The sequence below is a fragment of the Amycolatopsis thermophila genome, from assembly GCF_030814215.1.
GTDB lineage: Bacteria > Actinomycetota > Actinomycetes > Mycobacteriales > Pseudonocardiaceae > Amycolatopsis_E > Amycolatopsis_E thermophila.
On record NZ_JAUSUT010000001.1, the window covers coordinates 3,267,984 to 3,286,511 of the forward strand.

Here is an 18,528-nt window from a genome sequence, read left to right on the forward strand (position 1 = left end):
CCTACTCTCCTGGTTCGGTGGACTTCGTCACCGCATGCACCGCTCCGTCGACGACGCGCACGCGCAGCGGAGTTCCCTCCGCCACTTCGGAGATGTGCCGGAGCACCTGGAGGTTGCCTGCCTCGTCGTGATATTGCACGACCGCGTACCCGCGCTCGAGCGTCGCGGCCGGGCCGAGCGCGGTCAGCCTGCCGCGCGCGCCGGAGATCGCGGCCTGCTCGTGCGAGACCAGGTTCAGCATCGCGCGGCGGCCGCGTTCCCGGTGCAGCTCGATCTCATCCGCGCGGCGGTTGACCGGGCCCATCGGATCGGCCAGCACCGGGCGGCTGCGCAGCTGGTCCAGCAGGCGGCACTGGGTGTCGACCCAGCCGTGCAGGGCGCGGCGGGCGCGGTCGCGCATCTGCCGGACGCGCTCGGACTCCTCCTTGACGTCCGGCACGACACGCTTGCCCGCGTCGGTCGGGGTCGAGCAGCGCACGTCGGCGACGTGGTCCAGCAGCGGGGTGTCCGGTTCGTGCCCGATCGCGCTGACCACGGGCGTGCGGGCGGCGGCGACGGCGCGGCACAGTGTCTCGTCGGAGAAGGGCAGCAGGTCCTCGACGCTGCCGCCGCCGCGCGCGATCACGATGACCTCGACCGACGGGTCGGCGTCCAGCATGCGCAGCGCCTTGACGATCTGCGGCACGGCCTGCACGCCCTGCACCGCGGTGTTGACCACCTGGAACGGGGCGGCAGGCCAGCGGTTGTGCGCGTTGACCAGCACGTCCCGCTCGGCGGCCGACGCGCGCCCGGTGATCAGGCCGATGCCCTTGGGCAGGAACGGCAGACGACGTTTGCGCTCCTTCGCGAACAGACCCTCCGCGGCCAGCAGGCGGCGCAGGCGTTCGATGCGCGCGAGCAGCTCACCGATCCCGACCGCGCGGATCTCGGTGGCCCGCAGCGAGATGGTGCCGCGGCCCAGGTAGAACGTCGGCTTGGCGTAGACGACCACGCTGGCGCCGTCGCGCAGCGGCGGGTCGATGCCGCGCAGCAGGCCGGTGGGGCAGGTCACGGTCATGGACACGTCGGCGGCCGGGTCACGCAGGGTGAGGAACGCGGTCGACGTGCCGGGGCGGGCGTTGATCTGGGTCACCTGGCCCTCGACCCAGACCTGGCCGAGCCGGTTGATCCACTCGGCGATCTTGCGCGCGACCGTGCGGACCGGCCACGGGTTCTCGGCGCTGGTGGGTTCGGCGCTCACTCCGCGTCGGCGTCCTCGGCGGCGTTGGCGCGCTGCACGTTGGTGATGCGGCGGGCCAGCATGCCGACGAACTGCGCGCGGTTGGCGTGCGCGCGCTCGTAGGCGAGCAGCTCCTCGAGCTCCTCGAGGGAGAAGCGGCGCAGGCGGGCGCGCAGCTGCGGCAGGGTCAGCTCGTCGTAGTTGCCCAGGCCGAGCGGGCCTTCGCCGCTGTCCGGGCTGTCGAACTCGCCCTCGGCGTGGTCCTCGCCCAGGGCGCGTTCTTCCTGCTCCCAGGGGCTGTCGCCGACGTCGGCGAGCACGGCGTCCGGGCGGTGGCCGTTGGTGCGGGGCTCTTCGGCGACGGTCTCGGCGGCCGGCTGGGGGGTGGTGAGGTCCTCGTCGAAGGTCGCCCAGCTGGGCTCCTCCTCGACGGGGCGCAGCGCGGCGAGCGCGTCGTCACCCTTGATGGCCAGCTCGGTGACGTGCTGCTGCATGCGCATCGAGAACTGGAGCACGCCCGAGATCACCGTGACCGGCAGGCCGAGCAGGGTTTTCGGCAGGTCGCGGGCGCGTTCGGCGGCGGTCACGGCCAGGCCCGCCGCGACGCGGAGGGGAAGCGGGAGTGGCTTCATGGGTACAGCGTGCCGCACTCGGGCGGTTGAGCCCAACCGGCGCGACCGCGGGAGGTGACCGGACGCACAGAATCGGCGTGGCGGTGGCCCGGTGGGGGCCGGGTGCGGGGCGTGCCCGGCCCGTACCCTGGAGGCATGACTGCTGTCTCCAAGCGTGTGTTGCTGGCCAAGCCGCGCGGTTACTGCGCTGGCGTGGACCGCGCCGTCGTCGCCGTGGAGAAGGCCCTGGAGCTGTACGGACCGCCGGTGTACGTGCGCAAGGAGATCGTGCACAACCGGCACGTGGTGGAGCGGCTGCGGGAGCGCGGGGTCGTCTTCGTGGAGGAGACGTCCGAGGTGCCCGAGGGTGAGCTTGTGGTGTTCTCGGCGCACGGCGTGTCCCCGGCGGTGCGCGCGGAGGCGGAGGAGCGCAACCTGCGCACGATCGACGCGACGTGCCCCCTGGTGACGAAGGTGCACAAGGAGGTCAACCGGTTCGCCGGTCAGGACTACGACATCCTGCTGATCGGGCACGAGGGGCACGAGGAGGTCGAGGGCACCGCGGGTGAGGCGCCGTCGCACGTGCAACTGGTGGACACGGCGGAGGACGCGGCGAAGGTCGAGGTGCGCGACCCGTCCAAGGTGGTGTGGCTGTCGCAGACGACGCTGAGCGTCGACGAGACGATGGTGCGGGTCAACCAGCTCAAGGACCGCTTCCCGACACTGGCGGACCCCCCGAGCGACGACATCTGCTACGCGACGTCCAACCGGCAGACCGCGGTGAAGGCGATGGCCCCCGAGTGCGACCTCGTGCTGGTCGTGGGCTCGACGAACTCGTCCAACTCCCAGCGGCTCGTGGAGGTCGCGAAGCAGGCCGGCGCGCGGGACGCGCACCTGATCGACTACGCCCGCGAGGTGGACGAGTCCTGGCTGGACGGCGTCGGGACGATCGGCGTGACGAGCGGTGCCTCGGTGCCGGACGTGCTGGTGATGGACCTGCTGGCCTGGCTGGCCGACCGCGGCTGGGGCGAGGTGCAGGAAGTGACCACCGCGAACGAGAAAATCGCCTTCGCGCTGCCCCGCGAGCTGCGCGGCGTGTGAGCGGAGTTGCGCCGCGTGTTAGCGGCGTTGCCGGGCGGCGGTATGCCGGAGTTGAGTCCAGGTGAGCGGCGTTGCCGGCGGCGGTTGAGCGGTGTCGTGCCGCGTGTTAGCGGCGTTGGTGCCCGGGACTGAGCCGGAGCTGGGCCGTTGATGGGCGGGGGCTGCGTCGGGCGGTAGCGGCGTTCGTGGCCGCGACTGAGCCGGGTTGCCGGCGGCGCGTGAGCGGCGTTCTTGGCGGCGTGTGAACGGACTTGGGCCCCGTAAGAGCGGCGTTCCTGGCGGCGTGGTGTGAGCGGTGTTTGGGGCGCGGCGGAGCAATGTTCGTGGCCGCGCGTGTGAGCGGGAGCTGCGTCAGTTGTGAGCGGAGTTGCCTGCGGCGTGTGAGCGGTGTAGGGCCGCGTGAGCAGGCGTGAGTGGAGATTCCTGCTCTTCGGTGCCTTGCGCTGTGTTCATCCCCGGGGGATGTCCTTTGTGGGCAGTGCTGAAGTGATCGATTGGCGGCGCCGCTATGGGCGCCCCCTCGTTGCACGTTGATACGACGCTCGTCCATGGTGGACGGAACGGTCGCTGCCGCAGAGGCCTGGGGTGGCGACGGCCCCATCGGCTCCGTGACTCCAGGCACGACCCGTCGTGGTGTTGGTCGTGGGTTCGAAGGGGCGAGCTGGGGCGGCCCTCGGGCAGCCTTGACCGGTGTTCTCCCCCAGAGGCAGCACCTGCCAGCCGCCGTCGCGCGGCGGACTTCCACATCCCAACGAAGGCGAAGGCGCGTATCCCGGACTTCCTCGTCCGTGGCGAGAGGCTGCCGGGTGTCGTCCGTCCGGGAGTCGCGCTTGGTCGACGTCGTCCCTCGCGCAGTGCCGGCCCACGCTCTCGTTCCAGGCGCAATGCCGGGCCACGCTCTCGTTCCCAGGTCTGTCCGGGCTCGTTGCCTGCCCGGGCGTCGTCGTTTCTGGACGATGCCTGCGGGCCTGGCCGTGCCAGGGCACTGCTCAGGTGTCGTCGTCCCAGGGACGGCGGCGTGGCGGTGTTCCGCGGCGGCCTTCGGGCGCTCGGCGCGGGTCCTGGCGTGGGTCGCCGGAGCGCGGGGGCACTCGGCGGGGGCGGTCGGCCGCCGGTGGGCCTCCCGCGCGCGTCTCGCCGCCGCGGGCGTCCTCGGGTGGCAGCCCACCGCGCTGCCGCGGGCGGCGGCCCGGGGGCGGCGTCTTTCCGGCCCGGCGCGGGTCGTCCTCCGCCGGACCGCGGGCACCGCGCCGATCGTCGTCCGCGCCGCGGCGCCTGCCGCCACGACGCCCGGCATCCCCGGCGCCGCCACGGCCACCTGCCGGGCCCAGGTCATCCGCCGCGCCGCGACGGCCACCCGTCGAGCGCGGATCGTCCTCCGCGCCACGGCGCCCACCGGCCGAGCGCGGATCGTCCTCCCCACCACGGCGACCGCGGCGAGGCTCGTCATCCGCACCGCGACGCGCGCGGCCACGACCGGGCTCGTCCTCGGGGGCACGCCGCCCTGGACGCCGGCCGCCGGCACGGCCCGCCGCGACGGCACCCGCAGCCCCGCCCGCACGTCCCTCCGGACCGCCGGAACGGCCTTCGCCGGCCGCACCACGACCGTCAGCGGGACGACGCCCCCGCGGCGCATCACCTCGCCCGCCGGGACGCTTGTCGTCGCCGGCCTTGGGCTTCGCGTCCGGGTCGCGTTCGCGGTAGATCCGGACGATGCCCAGCACCAGCGTGCACGCCGTGGTGATCGCCATCGTCGGGAAGCCGTTGATCAGCGGCGTCCCGACCGCGAGCGCCTTCGACAACGTGTCGCTGTTGTCCGGCAGCCCGGACACCAGCAGCACCACCCCCGGCACCGTGACCCCCAGGATCAACGGGGGCTGCACCATCGGTCCGAACAGGCTCCGCCGTTGCACGGCACACACCGCGCCGACCGCCCCGACGAAGTACGCGCCCTTGAACAGCCAGCCGAGCGTGTTCTGCATCTGCATATCGACGACCGCGCCGATCACCGCCAGCCCGAAGGCGAGGAGCACGGCGCCCCACCACGGCAAGCCCCGGCGTTCCCCACCGATGGGACGCTGGTCCCACGGCACGGCGGAGTCGTCGGCGTCGGAGTCGCTCCGGCGATCGGGAATGGCGGTCACGAAGCAACACCGTAACCTGTAGCAGCCGTCACCGGTGCCCCATCCCGCGGGGACGCGGTTCAGACCACTGCCTCAGTGGCCGTCGCACCCGTCGTGATCAGCGATTTCGCGCACCGCGACCCTGTTGGTAATGCGCTGGTAACGCACGTTTTTCGCTAGCTTGCGGCGATCTCGTCCCCCCTTCGCACGGCGGCCACCTCGGTCGGGCTCGCGGCCGCGTCCGACAGGGGTGTCACCGCTGTCCGGAACCCCTCGAGTGCGTCGAGCTCACGGCGACGGGCCGAGAGGAACCGCTGGAGGTGGGTGCTGCTGAGGTTGAGCGCATCGATCGCGTTGCCCGCCGCCCGGTGCGCGGCCGCGGCGCCGGCCCGCACCCGCTCGACGTCCTCGACCACCGCCCGGTCGCTCGCGGCGAACAGCGCGGCCGACGCCACCACCGCGAACCCGGTCGGACCGCACAGGAACACCCGCCGGTCGAGCATCCAGCGCAGCAGCTCGGGATCGGTGTCCAGCGCCGCCACCACGGCCGCGTCCGACGGTACGAACATCACCGTGCCGTAGATCGCGTCCGCCCAGCGCTGGTACCCCTTGCCCGCCAGCTCCGCCGCCCGCGAGCGGAGGTTGCGGACGTGGACCCGCAACGCGTCCATCCGTTCGTCCGGATCGTCGGTCTCGACCGCTTCCGCCCAGCAGGCTAGGCTCGCCTTCGCGTCGACCGGCACGGCCCGGTCGCCGCCCACGCGCAACACCATGTCGGGTTTGGCCGAGCCACCTCCGGCCAGATCCGTCTGCAGGGTGTAGTGCAGCCCCTCGCGCAGCCCCAGCGCGCGCGCCGTCTCCGCCAGGACCTGCTCGCCCAGCTCGCCGCGGCCGCTGATCGACGCGAACGCGACCTCGTAGCGGCGCAGTGCCGCCTGCTGCTGGTCCACGCGTGACCGCTCGGCCTCGACCTGCCGGGCCGCCGCGTCCGCCCGGCGCATGCTGTCCCCGTAGAGGCGCCACAGCAGGACGACCGCCACGACCAGGACCAGGGCGATCGCGACGGCTGCCGTGCTGATCACGGTGGAGGCCAATGCCGCCCTCCTTTCTTGATCGTCGACAACGTGACCGCATCATGACGGAGGGCACCGACAAAAACGGGGCCTGCCCGTCCCGATCCGCACCGAACACACGTTCGGGTGAACGTCTGCGGTGTGTCGGCGGGATTCTGTCGTACCCCCCTCCTAACTTGGGCCACGTGAGACTCCTGCACACCTCCGACTGGCACGTCGGACGCACCTTCCACGGACTGGACCTGCTCGCCGAGCAGGACGCCGTGCTCGCGCACCTCGCGGACCTGGTGGTCGCCGAGGGGGTCGACGTCGTCCTCGTCGCGGGCGACATCTACGACCGCGCCGTGCCGTCGGCCGAGGCGGTCGGGGTCGCCAACCGCGCGCTGAGCCGGCTGCGGCGGGCGGGCGCGGAACTGGTCCTCACGTCGGGCAACCACGACTCCGCGCCCCGGCTGGGTGCCTTCGGCGAGTTCGCGGCGGCGGGCGGTCTGCACCTGCGCACCACGATCGACCGGATCGACCGGCCGGTCCTGCTCGAGGACGCGCACGGGCCGGTCGCGATCTACGGCATCCCTTATCTCGAGCCGGAACCGGCGCGCCACGCCCTCGGCGTCACCGGCGCCCGGGGGCACACGGGCGTGCTGACCGAGGCGATGCGCCGCGTCCGGGCGGATCTCGCCGAGCGCGCCGCGGGCACGCGGTCGGTCGTGCTCGCGCACGCGTTCGTCACCGGGGGCGCGGCGACCGAGTCGGAGCGGTCCATCGCGGTCGGCGGTGTCGAACAGGTTCCGGGTTCGGTGTTCGACGGCGTCGACTACGTCGCGTTGGGGCACCTGCACGGGCCGCAGACGCTCGCCGAGCACCTGCGTTACTCGGGAAGCCCGGTCGCCTACTCGTTCTCCGAGGCGCTGCAACGGAAATCCGTGTGGATCGTCGATCTCGACGCCTCCGGCCTGGCCGAGGTGCGGCGTCACGAGCTGCCGGTTCCGCGCCGGCTCGCGAAGATCACTGGTCGTCTGGCGGACGTGCTGGCCGATCCGGAGCACGACGAGCTGGTCGACTGCTACCTCTCGGTCACGCTCACCGACGCGGTGCGCCCGGTGGACGCGATGAGGCTGTTGCGCGAGCGGTTCCCGCACACGGTGCACCTGGACTGGCAGCCGGAGAACGGGAAGACGTCGTCCGCGCTGCGCTACGCGACCAGGGTGCGGGGGCGGTCGGACCAGGAGATCGCGCGCGGCTTCCTCGACGACTGCCGCGGCGCGCCGCCGAACGAACGCGAGGCCGGCCTGCTGCGGGCGGCGCTGGAGAAGGCGGGCAAGGAGGACGCGGCATGAGACTGCACCGGCTGGAGGTGGCGGCGTTCGGCCCGTACCGGGCACGCGAGGTCGTCGACTTCGACGCGCTGGGCGCCGACGGGCTGTTCCTCCTGCACGGCGACACCGGCGCGGGCAAGACGACGCTCCTCGACGCCGTCGCGTTCGCGTTGTTCGGCACGGTTCCCGGCGCGCGCGGGCAGGTCAAACGGTTGCGCTGTGACCTGGCGGGGCCCGACGACCCGACTGAGGTCGTCCTGGAGCTGACGGTCCAAGGGCAGCGGTTGCGCCTGTCGCGCAGCCCCGAGTACCAGCGCCCGAAGCGGCGCGGCGAGGGCACCACGACCCAGCAGGCGAAGGCGGTTCTGCGGTGGGTCGGTGAGCCGCCCGCGGGGCAGCCGGCCGAGGGGCTGACCAGGATCGACGAGGTCGGCCGCACCGTGCAGCGGCTGCTCGGGATGAGCGCGGAGCAGTTCTTCCAGGTGGTGCTGCTGCCGCAGGGCGAATTCGCCAGGTTCCTGCGCGCGGACACCGACGAGCGCGAGAAGCTCCTGGAGCGGCTGTTCGGCACCAAGCGGTTCGCCGATGTCGAGGCCTGGTTCCGGGAGCGGCGGGTGGAACAGCGCCGCAAGCTCGAGGAGCGGCGGCAGGACCTGCAGGTGCTGACGGCGCGGTTCGCCCAGGTGGCCGGGGAGGACGTGCCGGAGGAGGACGTCGCCGGCTGGGTTACGCGCACCAGCCAGCGCATCCGGCTGGCCGTGGAGCAGGCGCGGGAGGCTGAGCGGCGAGCACGTGCGGAACGCGAAGCCGCTGATGCCCTCCTGGGCGAGCGGCAGGCGGCGGCCGACCGCGTACGCCGGGTTCGGGAAGCGCACCAGCGACTGGCGGTACTGGCGGAACAGCAGGAGGAGCGGGACCGCTGGGCTGAGGAACTGCGGGCCGCCCGGCGGGCGGCCACCGTCGTGGGCGTCGCCGCCCAGGCGGATCGCTGCGCCACCCAGCTCGACGAGGCCCGACGTGTGGAGCAGCGCAGGGCGCAAGCGCTTGCGGCAACGGGTTTCGCCGACGCCGAGGTGGACACCCCGGAGCTGCGCCGGCTGTCCGGCCGGCTGCGGGAGGAGGCCGGCGCGCTGGCCGGGCTCGTCGCCGAGGCCGAGCAGCAGGTCCTGGACGAGCAGGCTGTCGTGCGGTTCACGGAAACCGCGAGGGAGGCGCGCGCCCGCGCCGAGGTGCTCGGCGAGAAGCTGGCGGGCATCCCGGAGCGCGCCCGTGAGCTGCGGGAGGGGCTGGACGCGGCGATCGACGCCGAGGCGAAGCTCGGCGAGATCCGCAAGCGGGAGACCGAACTGGCCGCCGCGGCTCGCGACGCGGCGCGGTTGCCCGCGGCCGAGCGTGCCGCGGCGGACGCGGACGCCCGGGCTCGCCGGGCGATTGACGAGCACCAGGAGGCGCGCGAGCACTTCCAGCAGCTGCGCAGGTGGCGGCTGGACGGGATGGCCGCCGAGCTGGCAGCGCGCTTGACGCTCGGGTCGCCGTGCCCGGTGTGTGGATCGTGTGACCACCCGGCGCCCGCGATGGTGGCGCCCGAGGCGGTCGCCCCCGAACAGGAGCAGGCGGCCGAGGAGGCCGAATCCCGGGCGGAGCAGCGCCGCAAGCAGGCGGAGAAGGCCAAGCACGACGCCGAGACCACGCTGGCCGCTCTGCGCGAGCGGCTCCGCGGGCGAACCGGTGCGCAGTTGGATGACGAACTTTCGGCGCTGCACAAGGAGATCGCGGGCCTCGAGGGGCTGGCGCGGCAACGCGCTCCGCTCGCGAAGCAGGCGCAGGAGGCCGAGACCGAGCAGCGGGAGCTGGAGAAGAAGCTGTCCGCGGCGCTGCAGGCCGCCACGGCCGCCGAGACGCAGGCCAAGGCGTTGGCCGAGCGGGTCGACCAGCGTCGCCGGCGCCTGGACGAGGCCAGGGGCGAGCACCCGGACGTCGGTGCCCGGCGGGCGCACCTGACGGGACTGGTGCAGGCGCTGGACGCGCTGGCGGACGCGCGGTCGGCCACCGCGAGCGCCGCCCAACAGCTCGAGCGTCAGCGGGCGGAGGTCGCGGAAGCGCTGAGCCGGGCCGGTTTCGAGACGGTGGACCAGATGCGGGCCGCCGCCCGCGACGAATCGACGGTCCGGGCCCTGGAGGCACGGCTGACCGAAGCGGGAGAGGCCGAGGCAGCGGCACGGGCCACCCTGAACGAGCCCGAGTTGTTCGGCGTGGCTCCGGACGACGAGGTCGATGTCGAGTCGGCGAAGGCCGACGCCGACGGCGCACGGGAACGGGCGGAGTCCGCGGTCGCCATGCTGCGGTCGGCCACCGCACGGGCACGCGATCTCGGCACGCTGGCCGAGCGCCTGGCGGCGGCCACCGAGCGGTTGCGCCCGCTCGAGGAGGAGTTCGCCGAGCTGGACGCGCTGACCGACGTGGTCAACGGGCGCGGGCAGAACGCGCGGAAGATGTCGCTGCGGTCGTACGTCCTGGCGGCCCGGCTGGAAGAAGTGGCCATCGCCGCGACGGCGCGGTTGCAGACGATGAGCCAGGGGCGTTACTCGTTCGTGCACTCCGACGAGGCCGGATCGCGCGGGACGAGGGGCGGCCTGGGCCTGGACGTGCTGGACGACTTCTCCGGCACGATCCGGCCGGCGAAAACCCTGTCCGGTGGGGAGTCCTTCCTCGCGTCACTGTCGCTGGCCCTCGGGCTGGCCGACGTGGTCGCGGCGGAGACCGGCGGCTCGCTGCTGGACACGCTGTTCGTCGACGAGGGGTTCGGCACGCTCGACTCCGAGACCCTCGACGTGGTGATGAACATCCTCGACGAGCTGCGGGCCGGCGGCCGGGTGGTCGGCCTGGTGTCCCATGTGGAGGAACTGCGGCAGCGGATCCCGACCCGGTTGCGAGTGCGCAAGTCCCGCACCGGATCGAGTTTGGAGCTGCAGATGGCGTGACTTCTCAATCGCGGTAAGGGGTTTCGTGGTCGAGCAGCCACCGCTTGACGTCGACGCCCCACCGGAAGCCACCCAGTGCGCCGCCGATGCGGAGCACCCGGTGACAGGGCACGAACAGCGCCGCGGCGTTGCGGGCGCAGGCCGAGGCCGCGGCACGGATGGCGGCGGGACGGCCGGCGAGCGCGGCGTACTCGGTGTAGGTGACCGGTTTGCCGGCGGGCACCGTGCGCAGCACGTCCCACGCGTGCTGCAGGAACTCGCCCGAGCGCTGGCGCACCGGAACGTCGTCGATCGCGTCGAGCTCGCCCTCGTGGTAGCGGCGGACCGCGGTGCTGACCGCACCGAGGTCCCGCTTCTCCTTCAGGTCGGACGGGCGCAGGGAGGGGGAGATCTGGGGAGTGAGTGTGTCGAGGTCGGCTGTCCAGCCCGAGGCCAGGACGGCGCCGTCGCTCGCGACGATGGCGGTGAACGGGCCGACGGGGGTGGCGGTCGTGGACCAGTGGGCGATGCTCATGTCGGTTCTCCTTACGGGGTTCAGGCTTGGCTGGAGCGCCACAGGTACATGCCGGCGTAGGACCGCCAGGGTCGCCAGGCCTGTGCGCGTTCGGTGAGGGCCGGGATGTCGTCGGCGATGCCGAGGGCTGCGGCGCCCTTGCGGAGCACCAGGTCGCCCGTGAGGAGCACGTCGGGGGCGCCGAGGACGCGCATCAGCACGTAGTCGGCCGTCCAGGAGCCCACGCCGGTCAGCCCGAGCAGTTCGGCTCGCAGTTCGCCGGCATCGCGGCCCACGTGCACGTCGACGTCGCCGGACGCGAGCGCGGCGGCGGCGCCGAGGATGGCGTCGATGCGGCGCTTGGGTCCGCGGAGCACCTCGTGGCCGCGTTCGGCGACCGCTTCGGCGGTCGGGAACAGCAGGATGTCGTTCTGCCAGGGCACCGGGTCGCCGAGCGTGGCGGTGAGCCGGGCCGCGGCGGTGCGGGCGGCGGCGACCGAGACCTGCTGCCCGAGCATCGCGCGCAGCACGAGCTCCGGGCCGTCGGCGGCGCCGGGGACGCGGATGCCCGGGGTCGCGGCGACCGCGGGGGCCAGCGCTGGGTCGGCGCCGAGCACGCGCGCCACGGCCTCGGGGTCGGCGTCGAGGTCCAGCAGGCGGCGGGCCCGGGTGACCGCGGCGCCGAGGTCCCGGACGTCGGCGAGCTGCAGGTCGCAGCGCACGTGCCCGTCCTGCGGGGTCAACGTCACCGACGCGGCGCCGTGGGGGAGCCGCAGGGTGCGGGTGTAGCGGTGGTCGTCGGCGGACTCGACGCCGGGCACCGCACGGGCGGCGAAGAAGCCGAGGATCCCGGCGGCGTCGAGCGGCGGGCGGAACGGCAGGCGCAGGGACAGGCGCGTCCCGGCTGCCGTGGCCGCGTCGGGCTCGGCGGTGCCCGCCCGGCGGCGCGCCGTGGCGGCGGCCGTGCGCAGCTGGGACGGGGTGCGGGCGAAGACCTCGCGGATCGTGTCGTTGAACTGCCGGACGCTGGCGAACCCGGCGGCGAACGCGACGTCGGCGAGCGGCAGCTCGGACAGCTCGATCAGGAGCCGCGCCGAGTGCGCGCGGTGCGCGCGGGCCAGGGCCAGCGGTCCTGCGCCGAGTTCGGCGGTCAGGACCCGGCCGAGTTGCCGTTCGGAGTAGCCGAGCCGGCGGGCCAGGCCGGGCACGCCCTCGCGCTCGACGACGCCGTCGGCGATGAGCCGCATCGCGCGGGCGGCCAGGTCGGCGCGCACGTTCCACAGGGGCGAGCCGGGCACCGCGTCGGGCAGGCAGCGCCGGCACGCCCGGAAGCCGGCGGCCTGCGCGGCCGCCGCGGTCGGGTAGAACCGCACGTTCTCCTGGCGGGGCGTCAGCGCCGGGCAGGACGGCCGGCAGTAGATGCCGGTCGTGCGCACGGCCGTGATGAACTGGCCGTCGAAGCGGGCGTCGCGTGACGTGACCGCGCGGTAGCAGCGCTCGGTGTCACGCCAGAGCGCCTGCTCGGCTGGTGCGGCGGTGGCTGTCATGCGTTCGATACTGCCAGCAGGTCAGCCGCCCGACTGGCGGAAATCCGACATGGCCGTGAACGGGCGGCCGGGCCGGGTGGCGGGCCCGCCCCGTAGACTGCGGGCGTGAGTCTGACCCTCGGTATCGTCGGCCTGCCCAACGTCGGCAAGTCGACCCTGTTCAACGCGCTGACCCGCAACGACGTGCTCGCGGCGAACTACCCGTTCGCGACGATCGAGCCCAACGTCGGTGTCGTGCCGCTGCCCGACGCGCGGCTGGACAAGCTCGCCGAGATGTTCGGCTCCGCCCGGGTCGTCCCGGCGACCGTGTCCTTTGTGGACATCGCGGGGATCGTGAAGGGCGCCTCCGAAGGTGCCGGGCTGGGCAACAAGTTCCTCGCCAACATCCGTGAGGCCAACGCGATCTGCCAGGTCATCCGCGTGTTCGACGACCCGGACGTGGTGCACGTCGACGGTCGCGTCGACCCGTCGTCGGACATCGAGACGATCAACACCGAGCTGATCCTCGCCGACCTGCAGACCCTGGAAAAGGCGCTGCCGCGGCTGGAGAAGGAAGCCCGGACGAAGAAGGAGAACCGGCCGGCGCTCGAGGCGGCGCAGAAGGCGAAGGAGATCCTCGACAGCGGCCGGACTCTGTTCTCCGCGCAGAAGGAGATCGACACCGCGCTGCTGCGGGAGCTGAGCCTGCTGACGCTCAAGCCGTTCCTGTACGTCTTCAACGCCGACGAGGGCGTGCTGACCGACGAGGCGAAGCGCGAGGAGCTGACGAAGCTGGTCGCCCCCGCCGACGCGGTCTTCCTGGACGCGAAGGTCGAGGCCGAGCTGCTCGAGCTGGACGACGAGGAGTCCGTGCGGGAGCTGCTGGAGTCGGTCGGCCAGACCGAGCCGGGCCTGCACGCGCTGGCCCGCGCCGGGTTCCACACCCTGGGCCTGCAGACCTACCTGACCGCGGGCCCGAAGGAGTCGCGCGCGTGGACGATCCCGCAGGGAGCCACCGCGCCCCAGGCCGCGGGCGTCATCCACACCGACTTCGAGCGCGGCTTCATCAAGGCCGAGGTCGTCTCCTACGACGACCTGATGGAAGCCGGCTCGATGGCCGCCGCGCGCTCCGCCGGCAAGGTCCGGATGGAAGGCAAGGACTACATCATGGCCGACGGCGACGTGGTGGAGTTCCGCTTCAACGTCTGACCCCGTCTTCGCCCGTGGCGCGACCACGGGGCGCGGTCGCGGTGGCGCGCGACGCGAACTGGCCAGGCTGGGGGAGGCCGGGTCACGGCTGAGCCGGTGCAGCGTGAGCGGTGCGCTGCTGGCGGCTGCCGGGCATCGGGTGCCGCGACGGTGCGCAGGCTGCGGATGGCCGGCGAGTGTCGAGCCGGGGCGTCACGTCCGGCGAGTGTCGAACCGCGGCGTCACGTCCGGTGACTGTCGAACCGCGGCGTCGCACCCGGCGAGTGTCGAACCAGGTCGTCACATCCGGCGACTGTGGAACCAGGGCGCCACATCCGGCGACCGTCGAGCCGGGCGTGACAAGAGGAATCCCACGGACCACGAAAAACGCCCAGGCCGGGGGGACCTGGGCGTTTCACGCGGGACCACGAAATGACGATCAGCACGTGACCGTGATGGGGCCGCTCGCCTCGAAGGACACGTGCACGTGGTCGTAGTGGTTGGCGGTGGCGCTGCCGCGGTCTTCCATCGTCGACCAGCCGCTGCCGTCGTTGTAGCGCTGCCGCCAGATCACGTACGTCACGTTGAACTCCGACTTGTGCGCCAGCACGTAGTCGGCCAGCTGGTTGCCCGTCGCGGTGTCGACCATGAAGTCGAGCGCCAGACCGCTCGGGTGGTCGCTCGTGCCGGAGCGGCCCGCCCGGCCGCCGACCTCGTCGACACCGAACTTCGCCTTCAGGTAGTTGCCCACGGCGGCCACGTGGGGCTTCGTGCCGGCCAGGACCGTCGAACAGGCGTTGGCCGCCTTCGTCGTGGTCTTCGGCGGCGGCGACGGAGTCGTCGACGTGGACTCCGGGGTCGATTTGGTCGTCGTCGTCGTCGGCTCCGGTGACGTCGTCGCCGGCGGGGGCGGCGGTGGCGGGGTGGCCGTGCTGCTCGACGTGCTCGCGGGGGCCGAGGACGCGGGCAGCGGGGCCATCTGCGCGGCCATGCCGGCCGTATCCTGCCGGCTGAAGTTACCGGTCAGCCACACCGCGAAACCGAGCACGAAAGCCGCGGCCAGGCCGATCGCCAGCGGCATTCTCAGCGATTTCGCTTTGGATCTATGTCGACCCACCATTGCGGAAGATCACCATTTTCGGGGAGGGGACTTTTCGGCCGTTCGGGGGATGGCCGCCCGTCAGATTACGAACAGGACACGAAGAAGTCACCAGCGAGTGGTCATGGACACAGATCGACAAAGCAGGAAAAAGGCCCGCCGGAACATCCGGCGGGCCTTGGACCAGCTGGTCAGCCCAGCATGGCGAGCACGAGAACGGCGAGCAGGGTGACGGTGGTGGCCACACCGGTGACCCAGGCGCGCTGGACGGGTGTGAGGGCGGGCGAGCTGTTCATGGCGACCTCGGTGATGAGCAGGACCTTTCGCGCGTGACAGCGTCCGCGACGCCCGCAGTGTTACGACCCGGGTGCCCCTGTGACCGAATTCACTCCGAATGCCCGCGATGCCGGGCGGTGTACCAGAACACCCCGCCCGCCGCGGCGATCATCAACACGAACGACAACGTGCCGACGACGACCGCTCGCGTCTCGCCCGGCGGGTCGACGGCCACGCTGCTGTGGTTGCCCCGGTCGGCAGGCGACGGCGCGTCCACGGCCTGCGCCGTCCCGGCGAGTACTCCCAGCAACACGGCGACGGCGGCGCCCACGCCCGCCAGTCGCGCGACAACCTTTCTCATGGTGCGTTCCCTCCACCCAGGGCAACGCACGAGACCGGCCGCGATGTTGCCGGTTCGACCTAGATCACAGCGAGTCGATCGTGCTGTCGATCTGCTCGGCCAGCGACACGTCCTTCGCGGTGATCCCGCCCGCCGAATGCGTGCTGCACCGGAACGTCACCGTGCGCCACCGGATGTCCATGTCGGGGTGGTGGGCGACGCTCTCGGCGATCTCGGCGACCCGGTTGACCACGGCGATCGCCTGCGGGAAGTCGGCGAGCTCGGCCGTGCGCTCCAGCGCGTCACCCGCGCGCTGCCAGTACGGCAGCTTGTTGAGGGCCTCGGAGATCTCGCTGTCGCTCAGTAGTTCCGCCATGTGCTCCATGGTGGTACGAGGCCGGGTACGCTGCACGGTTGCCACGGGAGTCCGGTCGTCCGGACTGAGAGGCGGGGTAGAGCCCGCGACCGTTCGCACCTGATCCGGATCATGCCGGCGCAGGGAGGGCCTCGACCTTTCTCGCCGGACCGAGCGAGGAGTGGTCATGAGTATCCGCACCGGCGTCCTGGTCGGCCTGGTCGCCGCCCTGACCGCGGGCTGCAGCCTGGCCGGAAACGACACCCACGACGGCCCGTCGACCGTCACGCTGGTCACCCACGACTCGTTCGCCGCCCCGCAGCAGGTGCTCGACGCCTTCAAACAGCAGACCGGCATCACGATCAACGTCGTCAAGAAGGGCGACGCGGGCGCGCTCACCAACGCGCTCGTCCTGACGAAGGCCAACCCGATCGGCGACGCGGCCTACGGGGTCGACTCGACGTTCGCCTCCCGCGCGCTCAGCGAGGGCGTCTTCGCGCCCTACACCAGCCCCGAGGCCGACCGCGGCCCGCAGCGCTACGCCGTGGACTCCGAGCACCGCCTGTCCGCGGTCGATGTCGGCGATGTGTGCGTCAACATCGACACCACCTGGTTCGCCGCGCACGGCGTCCCCGAGCCCGAGACCTACGACGACCTGGTCAAGCCCGAGTACAAGGACCTGGCGGTCGTGGAGAACCCGGCCACCAGCTCCCCGGGCCTGGCGTTCCTGCTCGGTACCATCGCCCGCTACGGCGAGCAGAACTGGCAGAACTACTGGACCCGGCTCAAGGACAACGGCGTGCGGACCGCGGCCGGCTGGGAGGAGGCCTACAGCCAGGACTTCTCCGGCTCCTCGGGCAAGGGCCCGCGGCCGATCGTCGTCTCCTACGCCTCCTCGCCCGCCGCCGAGATCGGTGACGACGGCAAGCCGCGCACGAAGGCGCTGCTGGACACCTGCTACCGCCAGGTCGAGTACGCCGGCGTGCTGGCCGGCTCGCCCAACGCCGACAAGGCGCAGAAGGTGATCGACTTCCTGCTGTCGCAGCAGTTCCAGGCCACGGTGGCGGACAACATGTACGTGTACCCGGCGCGCGAGGGAGTGGCGTTGCCGCACACCTGGACGACCGCCGCCCCGTTGCCGCCCAACCCGGCGAGCCTCCCCGCCGACGCCGTGCAGGCCGGGCGTGAGCGGTGGATCGAGCAATGGCGCTCCTTGCTCGGCCAGTGAGCCGCACCGGGCTCGGGCTGGCGGCACTGGCCGTGCTGCCGCTCGGGTTCCTGGTGGTCTTCTTCGCCTGGCCGGTCGGGGCGATCCTGCGGCTGGGCTTCGTCGACGGCGGCGTGCTCGGCGCGCTGGCCGAGGGCGAGACCTGGCGGCTGGCCTGGTTCACGGTCGCGCAGGCGGCGGGCTCGACCGCGATCGCCGTCGTCGCCGGCCTGCCGGTGGCGTACCTGCTGGCGCGGGTCCGGCTGCCCGGCATCCCGGTCGTGCGCACGCTGGTGCTCGTCCCGTTCGTGTTGCCGACCGTGGTGGTGGGCCTGGCGTTCCGGGCGCTGTGGACCGACGGCGGCTGGCTCTCGATCGTGCTGGCCAACGCGTTCTTCAACGTCGCCGTCGTGGGCCGCACGGTCGCCGGGCTGTGGGCCGTGCTCGACTCGCGCGCCGAGGACGCCGCCCGCGCTCTCGGCGCGTCCCGCTGGCGCGCGTTCCGGTCGGTGACGCTGCCCGCGCTGATGCCGGCGATCACGTCGGCGGCGGCGGTGGTGTTCCTGTTCTGCGCCACCAGTTTCGGCGTCGTCCTGATCCTCGGCGGTGCGCGCTACCGGACGCTGGAGACCGAGATCTACCTGCGCACCGAGAACCTGCTCGACCTCACCGGTGCGGCGGCGTTGTCGCTGGTGCAGATCGCCGCCGTGCTGGCCGCGCTCGTGCTCGGCGCCGCGGCGCGCCGCCGCCGGGAGAGCGCACTGCGCCTGCGGTCGCGGCGGGAGACCGCCCGCAGGCCGGCCGGCGGGGAGTGGGCCGTGGTCGGCGCCGCCGTGGCGGTGCTCGGGCTGCTGCTGACGCCGATCGCCGCGCTGCTGGTGCGGTCGCTGTCCACCGCGGACGGCTGGAGTCTCGCCGGGTACCGAGCGCTGTCGAGCACCGGCAACGACGGCACGCTGCAGGTGTCCGGCTGGGAGGCGGCGATGAACTCGCTGCGCACCGCGACCGACGCGACGGTGCTCGCGATGATCATCGGGGTGTCGGCGTCGGTGCTGCTGGTGGCCTTGCGCCGGTCGCCGGGCCGGCTCGCGCGCGGGGTCGGCGAATCGATGGACGCGGCCCTGATGCTGCCGCTGGGCGTGTCCGCGGTGACCGTCGGCTTCGGGTACCTCGTCACCCTCGACGCGCTGCCCGGTGACCTCCGCCGGTCGCCGCTGCTGGTGCCGCTGGCGCAGGCGTTGGTGGTGATCCCGCTGGTGATCCGCACGGTGCTGCCGGTGGTCCGCTCGATCGACGACCGGCTGCGGCAGGCCGCGGCGACGCTCGGTGCGAGCCCGGCGCGGGTGTGGCGGGAGATCGACGTGCCGCTGACCTTCCGCGCGGTGGTGGCCGCCGCCGGATTCGGGTACGTCGTCGCGCTGGGGGAGTTCGGCGCGACGAGCTTCCTGGCGCGGCCGCAGACACCGACGCTGCCGGTCGCGATCGCGGCGCTGATCGCGCGGCCCGGCCAGCTCAACAACCAGATGGCGTACGCGGCGTGCGCGCTGCTGATGCTGGTCACCGCGGCCGCGGTGATCGTGATCGACCGGCTCGCGTCCGGCCGGGTGGGGGAGTTCTAGC

Annotated in this window: 15 protein-coding genes and 1 riboswitch; of the genes, 6 read left to right on the forward strand and 9 right to left on the reverse strand. The window is 72.8% G+C overall.

Translation table 11 applies throughout. The features are described from left to right. Window position 1: 1 nt before the first annotated feature. Complete coding sequence (gene xseA / locus FB470_RS16230; protein WP_306992460.1) at window positions 2-1,240, reverse strand: exodeoxyribonuclease VII large subunit; 1,239 nt, start codon at window positions 1,238-1,240, stop codon at window positions 2-4. After that, window positions 1,237-1,851, reverse strand: coding sequence for a lipid droplet-associated protein (locus FB470_RS16235; protein WP_306992462.1), 615 nt, complete (start codon window positions 1,849-1,851; stop codon window positions 1,237-1,239). Before FB470_RS16235 ends, xseA begins: the two co-directional genes overlap by 4 nt. A 135-nt stretch (window positions 1,852-1,986) precedes the next feature. Here FB470_RS16235 and FB470_RS16240 point away from each other — a divergent pair, with 135 nt between their 5' ends. Then, complete coding sequence (locus FB470_RS16240; RefSeq protein WP_306992464.1) at window positions 1,987-2,931, forward strand: 4-hydroxy-3-methylbut-2-enyl diphosphate reductase; 945 nt, start codon at window positions 1,987-1,989, stop codon at window positions 2,929-2,931. Between the two features lie 989 nt (window positions 2,932-3,920). Here the strand turns inward: FB470_RS16240 and FB470_RS16245 are convergent. Together FB470_RS16245 and rmuC are read right to left on the reverse strand one after the other, a co-directional pair. Further along, window positions 3,921-5,075: a DUF6542 domain-containing protein gene (locus tag FB470_RS16245; protein ID WP_306992466.1), complete on the reverse strand. Its 1,155-nt coding sequence runs from the start codon at window positions 5,073-5,075 to the stop codon at window positions 3,921-3,923. A gap of 155 nt (window positions 5,076-5,230) precedes the next feature. After that, window positions 5,231-6,148 carry a DNA recombination protein RmuC gene (rmuC, locus tag FB470_RS16250; protein ID WP_306992468.1) on the reverse strand — a complete coding sequence of 306 codons (918 nt, stop codon included), beginning with the start codon at window positions 6,146-6,148 and terminating at the stop codon, window positions 5,231-5,233. A 164-nt stretch (window positions 6,149-6,312) separates the two neighbouring features. Here rmuC and FB470_RS16255 point away from each other — a divergent pair, with 164 nt between their 5' ends. Together FB470_RS16255 and FB470_RS16260 are read left to right on the forward strand one after the other, a co-directional pair. After that, window positions 6,313-7,464: an exonuclease SbcCD subunit D gene (locus FB470_RS16255; protein ID WP_306992470.1), complete on the forward strand. Its 1,152-nt coding sequence runs from the start codon at window positions 6,313-6,315 to the stop codon at window positions 7,462-7,464. After that, window positions 7,461-10,424: an AAA family ATPase gene (locus tag FB470_RS16260; RefSeq protein ID WP_306992473.1), complete on the forward strand. Its 2,964-nt coding sequence runs from the start codon at window positions 7,461-7,463 to the stop codon at window positions 10,422-10,424. Before FB470_RS16255 ends, FB470_RS16260 begins: the two co-directional genes overlap by 4 nt. A 4-nt stretch (window positions 10,425-10,428) precedes the next feature. On the opposite strand, the gene FB470_RS16265 is transcribed toward FB470_RS16260, so the two are convergent. Together FB470_RS16265 and FB470_RS16270 are read right to left on the reverse strand one after the other, a co-directional pair. After that, window positions 10,429-10,938, reverse strand: a complete 510-nt coding sequence (locus FB470_RS16265) for a methylated-DNA--[protein]-cysteine S-methyltransferase (protein WP_306992475.1) — start codon at window positions 10,936-10,938, stop codon at window positions 10,429-10,431. A gap of 20 nt (window positions 10,939-10,958) precedes the next feature. Further along, on the reverse strand, window positions 10,959-12,464 hold the full coding sequence (locus tag FB470_RS16270) for a DNA-3-methyladenine glycosylase 2 family protein (RefSeq protein WP_306992477.1): 1,506 nt from the start codon (window positions 12,462-12,464) through the stop codon (window positions 10,959-10,961). 105 nt (window positions 12,465-12,569) lie between these two features. Between FB470_RS16270 and ychF the strand changes: the two genes are divergently transcribed. Continuing rightward, on the forward strand, window positions 12,570-13,652 hold the full coding sequence (gene ychF, locus FB470_RS16275) for a redox-regulated ATPase YchF (protein ID WP_306992479.1): 1,083 nt from the start codon (window positions 12,570-12,572) through the stop codon (window positions 13,650-13,652). A gap of 418 nt (window positions 13,653-14,070) precedes the next feature. Here the strand turns inward: ychF and FB470_RS16280 are convergent, their stop codons facing one another. From FB470_RS16280 to FB470_RS16290, 3 genes are all read right to left on the reverse strand, one after another. Then, window positions 14,071-14,712, reverse strand: coding sequence for a hypothetical protein (locus tag FB470_RS16280; protein ID WP_306992480.1), 642 nt, complete (start codon window positions 14,710-14,712; stop codon window positions 14,071-14,073). Between the two features lie 403 nt (window positions 14,713-15,115). Beyond that, entirely contained in the window at window positions 15,116-15,367 is a 252-nt protein-coding gene (locus tag FB470_RS16285; protein WP_306992482.1) for a hypothetical protein, read from the reverse strand. Window positions 15,368-15,431: 64 nt separating this feature from the next. Then, the gene (locus FB470_RS16290; protein WP_306992483.1) at window positions 15,432-15,722 is read right to left on the reverse strand and encodes a 4a-hydroxytetrahydrobiopterin dehydratase; all 291 of its coding nucleotides are present in this window, start codon (window positions 15,720-15,722) and stop codon (window positions 15,432-15,434) included. A 33-nt stretch (window positions 15,723-15,755) separates the two neighbouring features. Further along, window positions 15,756-15,866, forward strand: a riboswitch (TPP riboswitch). Window positions 15,867-15,888: 22 nt separating this feature from the next. Between FB470_RS16290 and FB470_RS16295 the strand changes: the two genes are divergently transcribed. Beyond that, window positions 15,889-16,929: a thiamine ABC transporter substrate-binding protein gene (locus tag FB470_RS16295; RefSeq protein ID WP_306992486.1), complete on the forward strand. Its 1,041-nt coding sequence runs from the start codon at window positions 15,889-15,891 to the stop codon at window positions 16,927-16,929. Further along, entirely contained in the window at window positions 16,905-18,527 is a 1,623-nt protein-coding gene (locus FB470_RS16300) for an ABC transporter permease (RefSeq protein ID WP_306992488.1), read from the forward strand. Before FB470_RS16295 ends, FB470_RS16300 begins: the two co-directional genes overlap by 25 nt. Window position 18,528 lies beyond the last annotated feature (1 nt).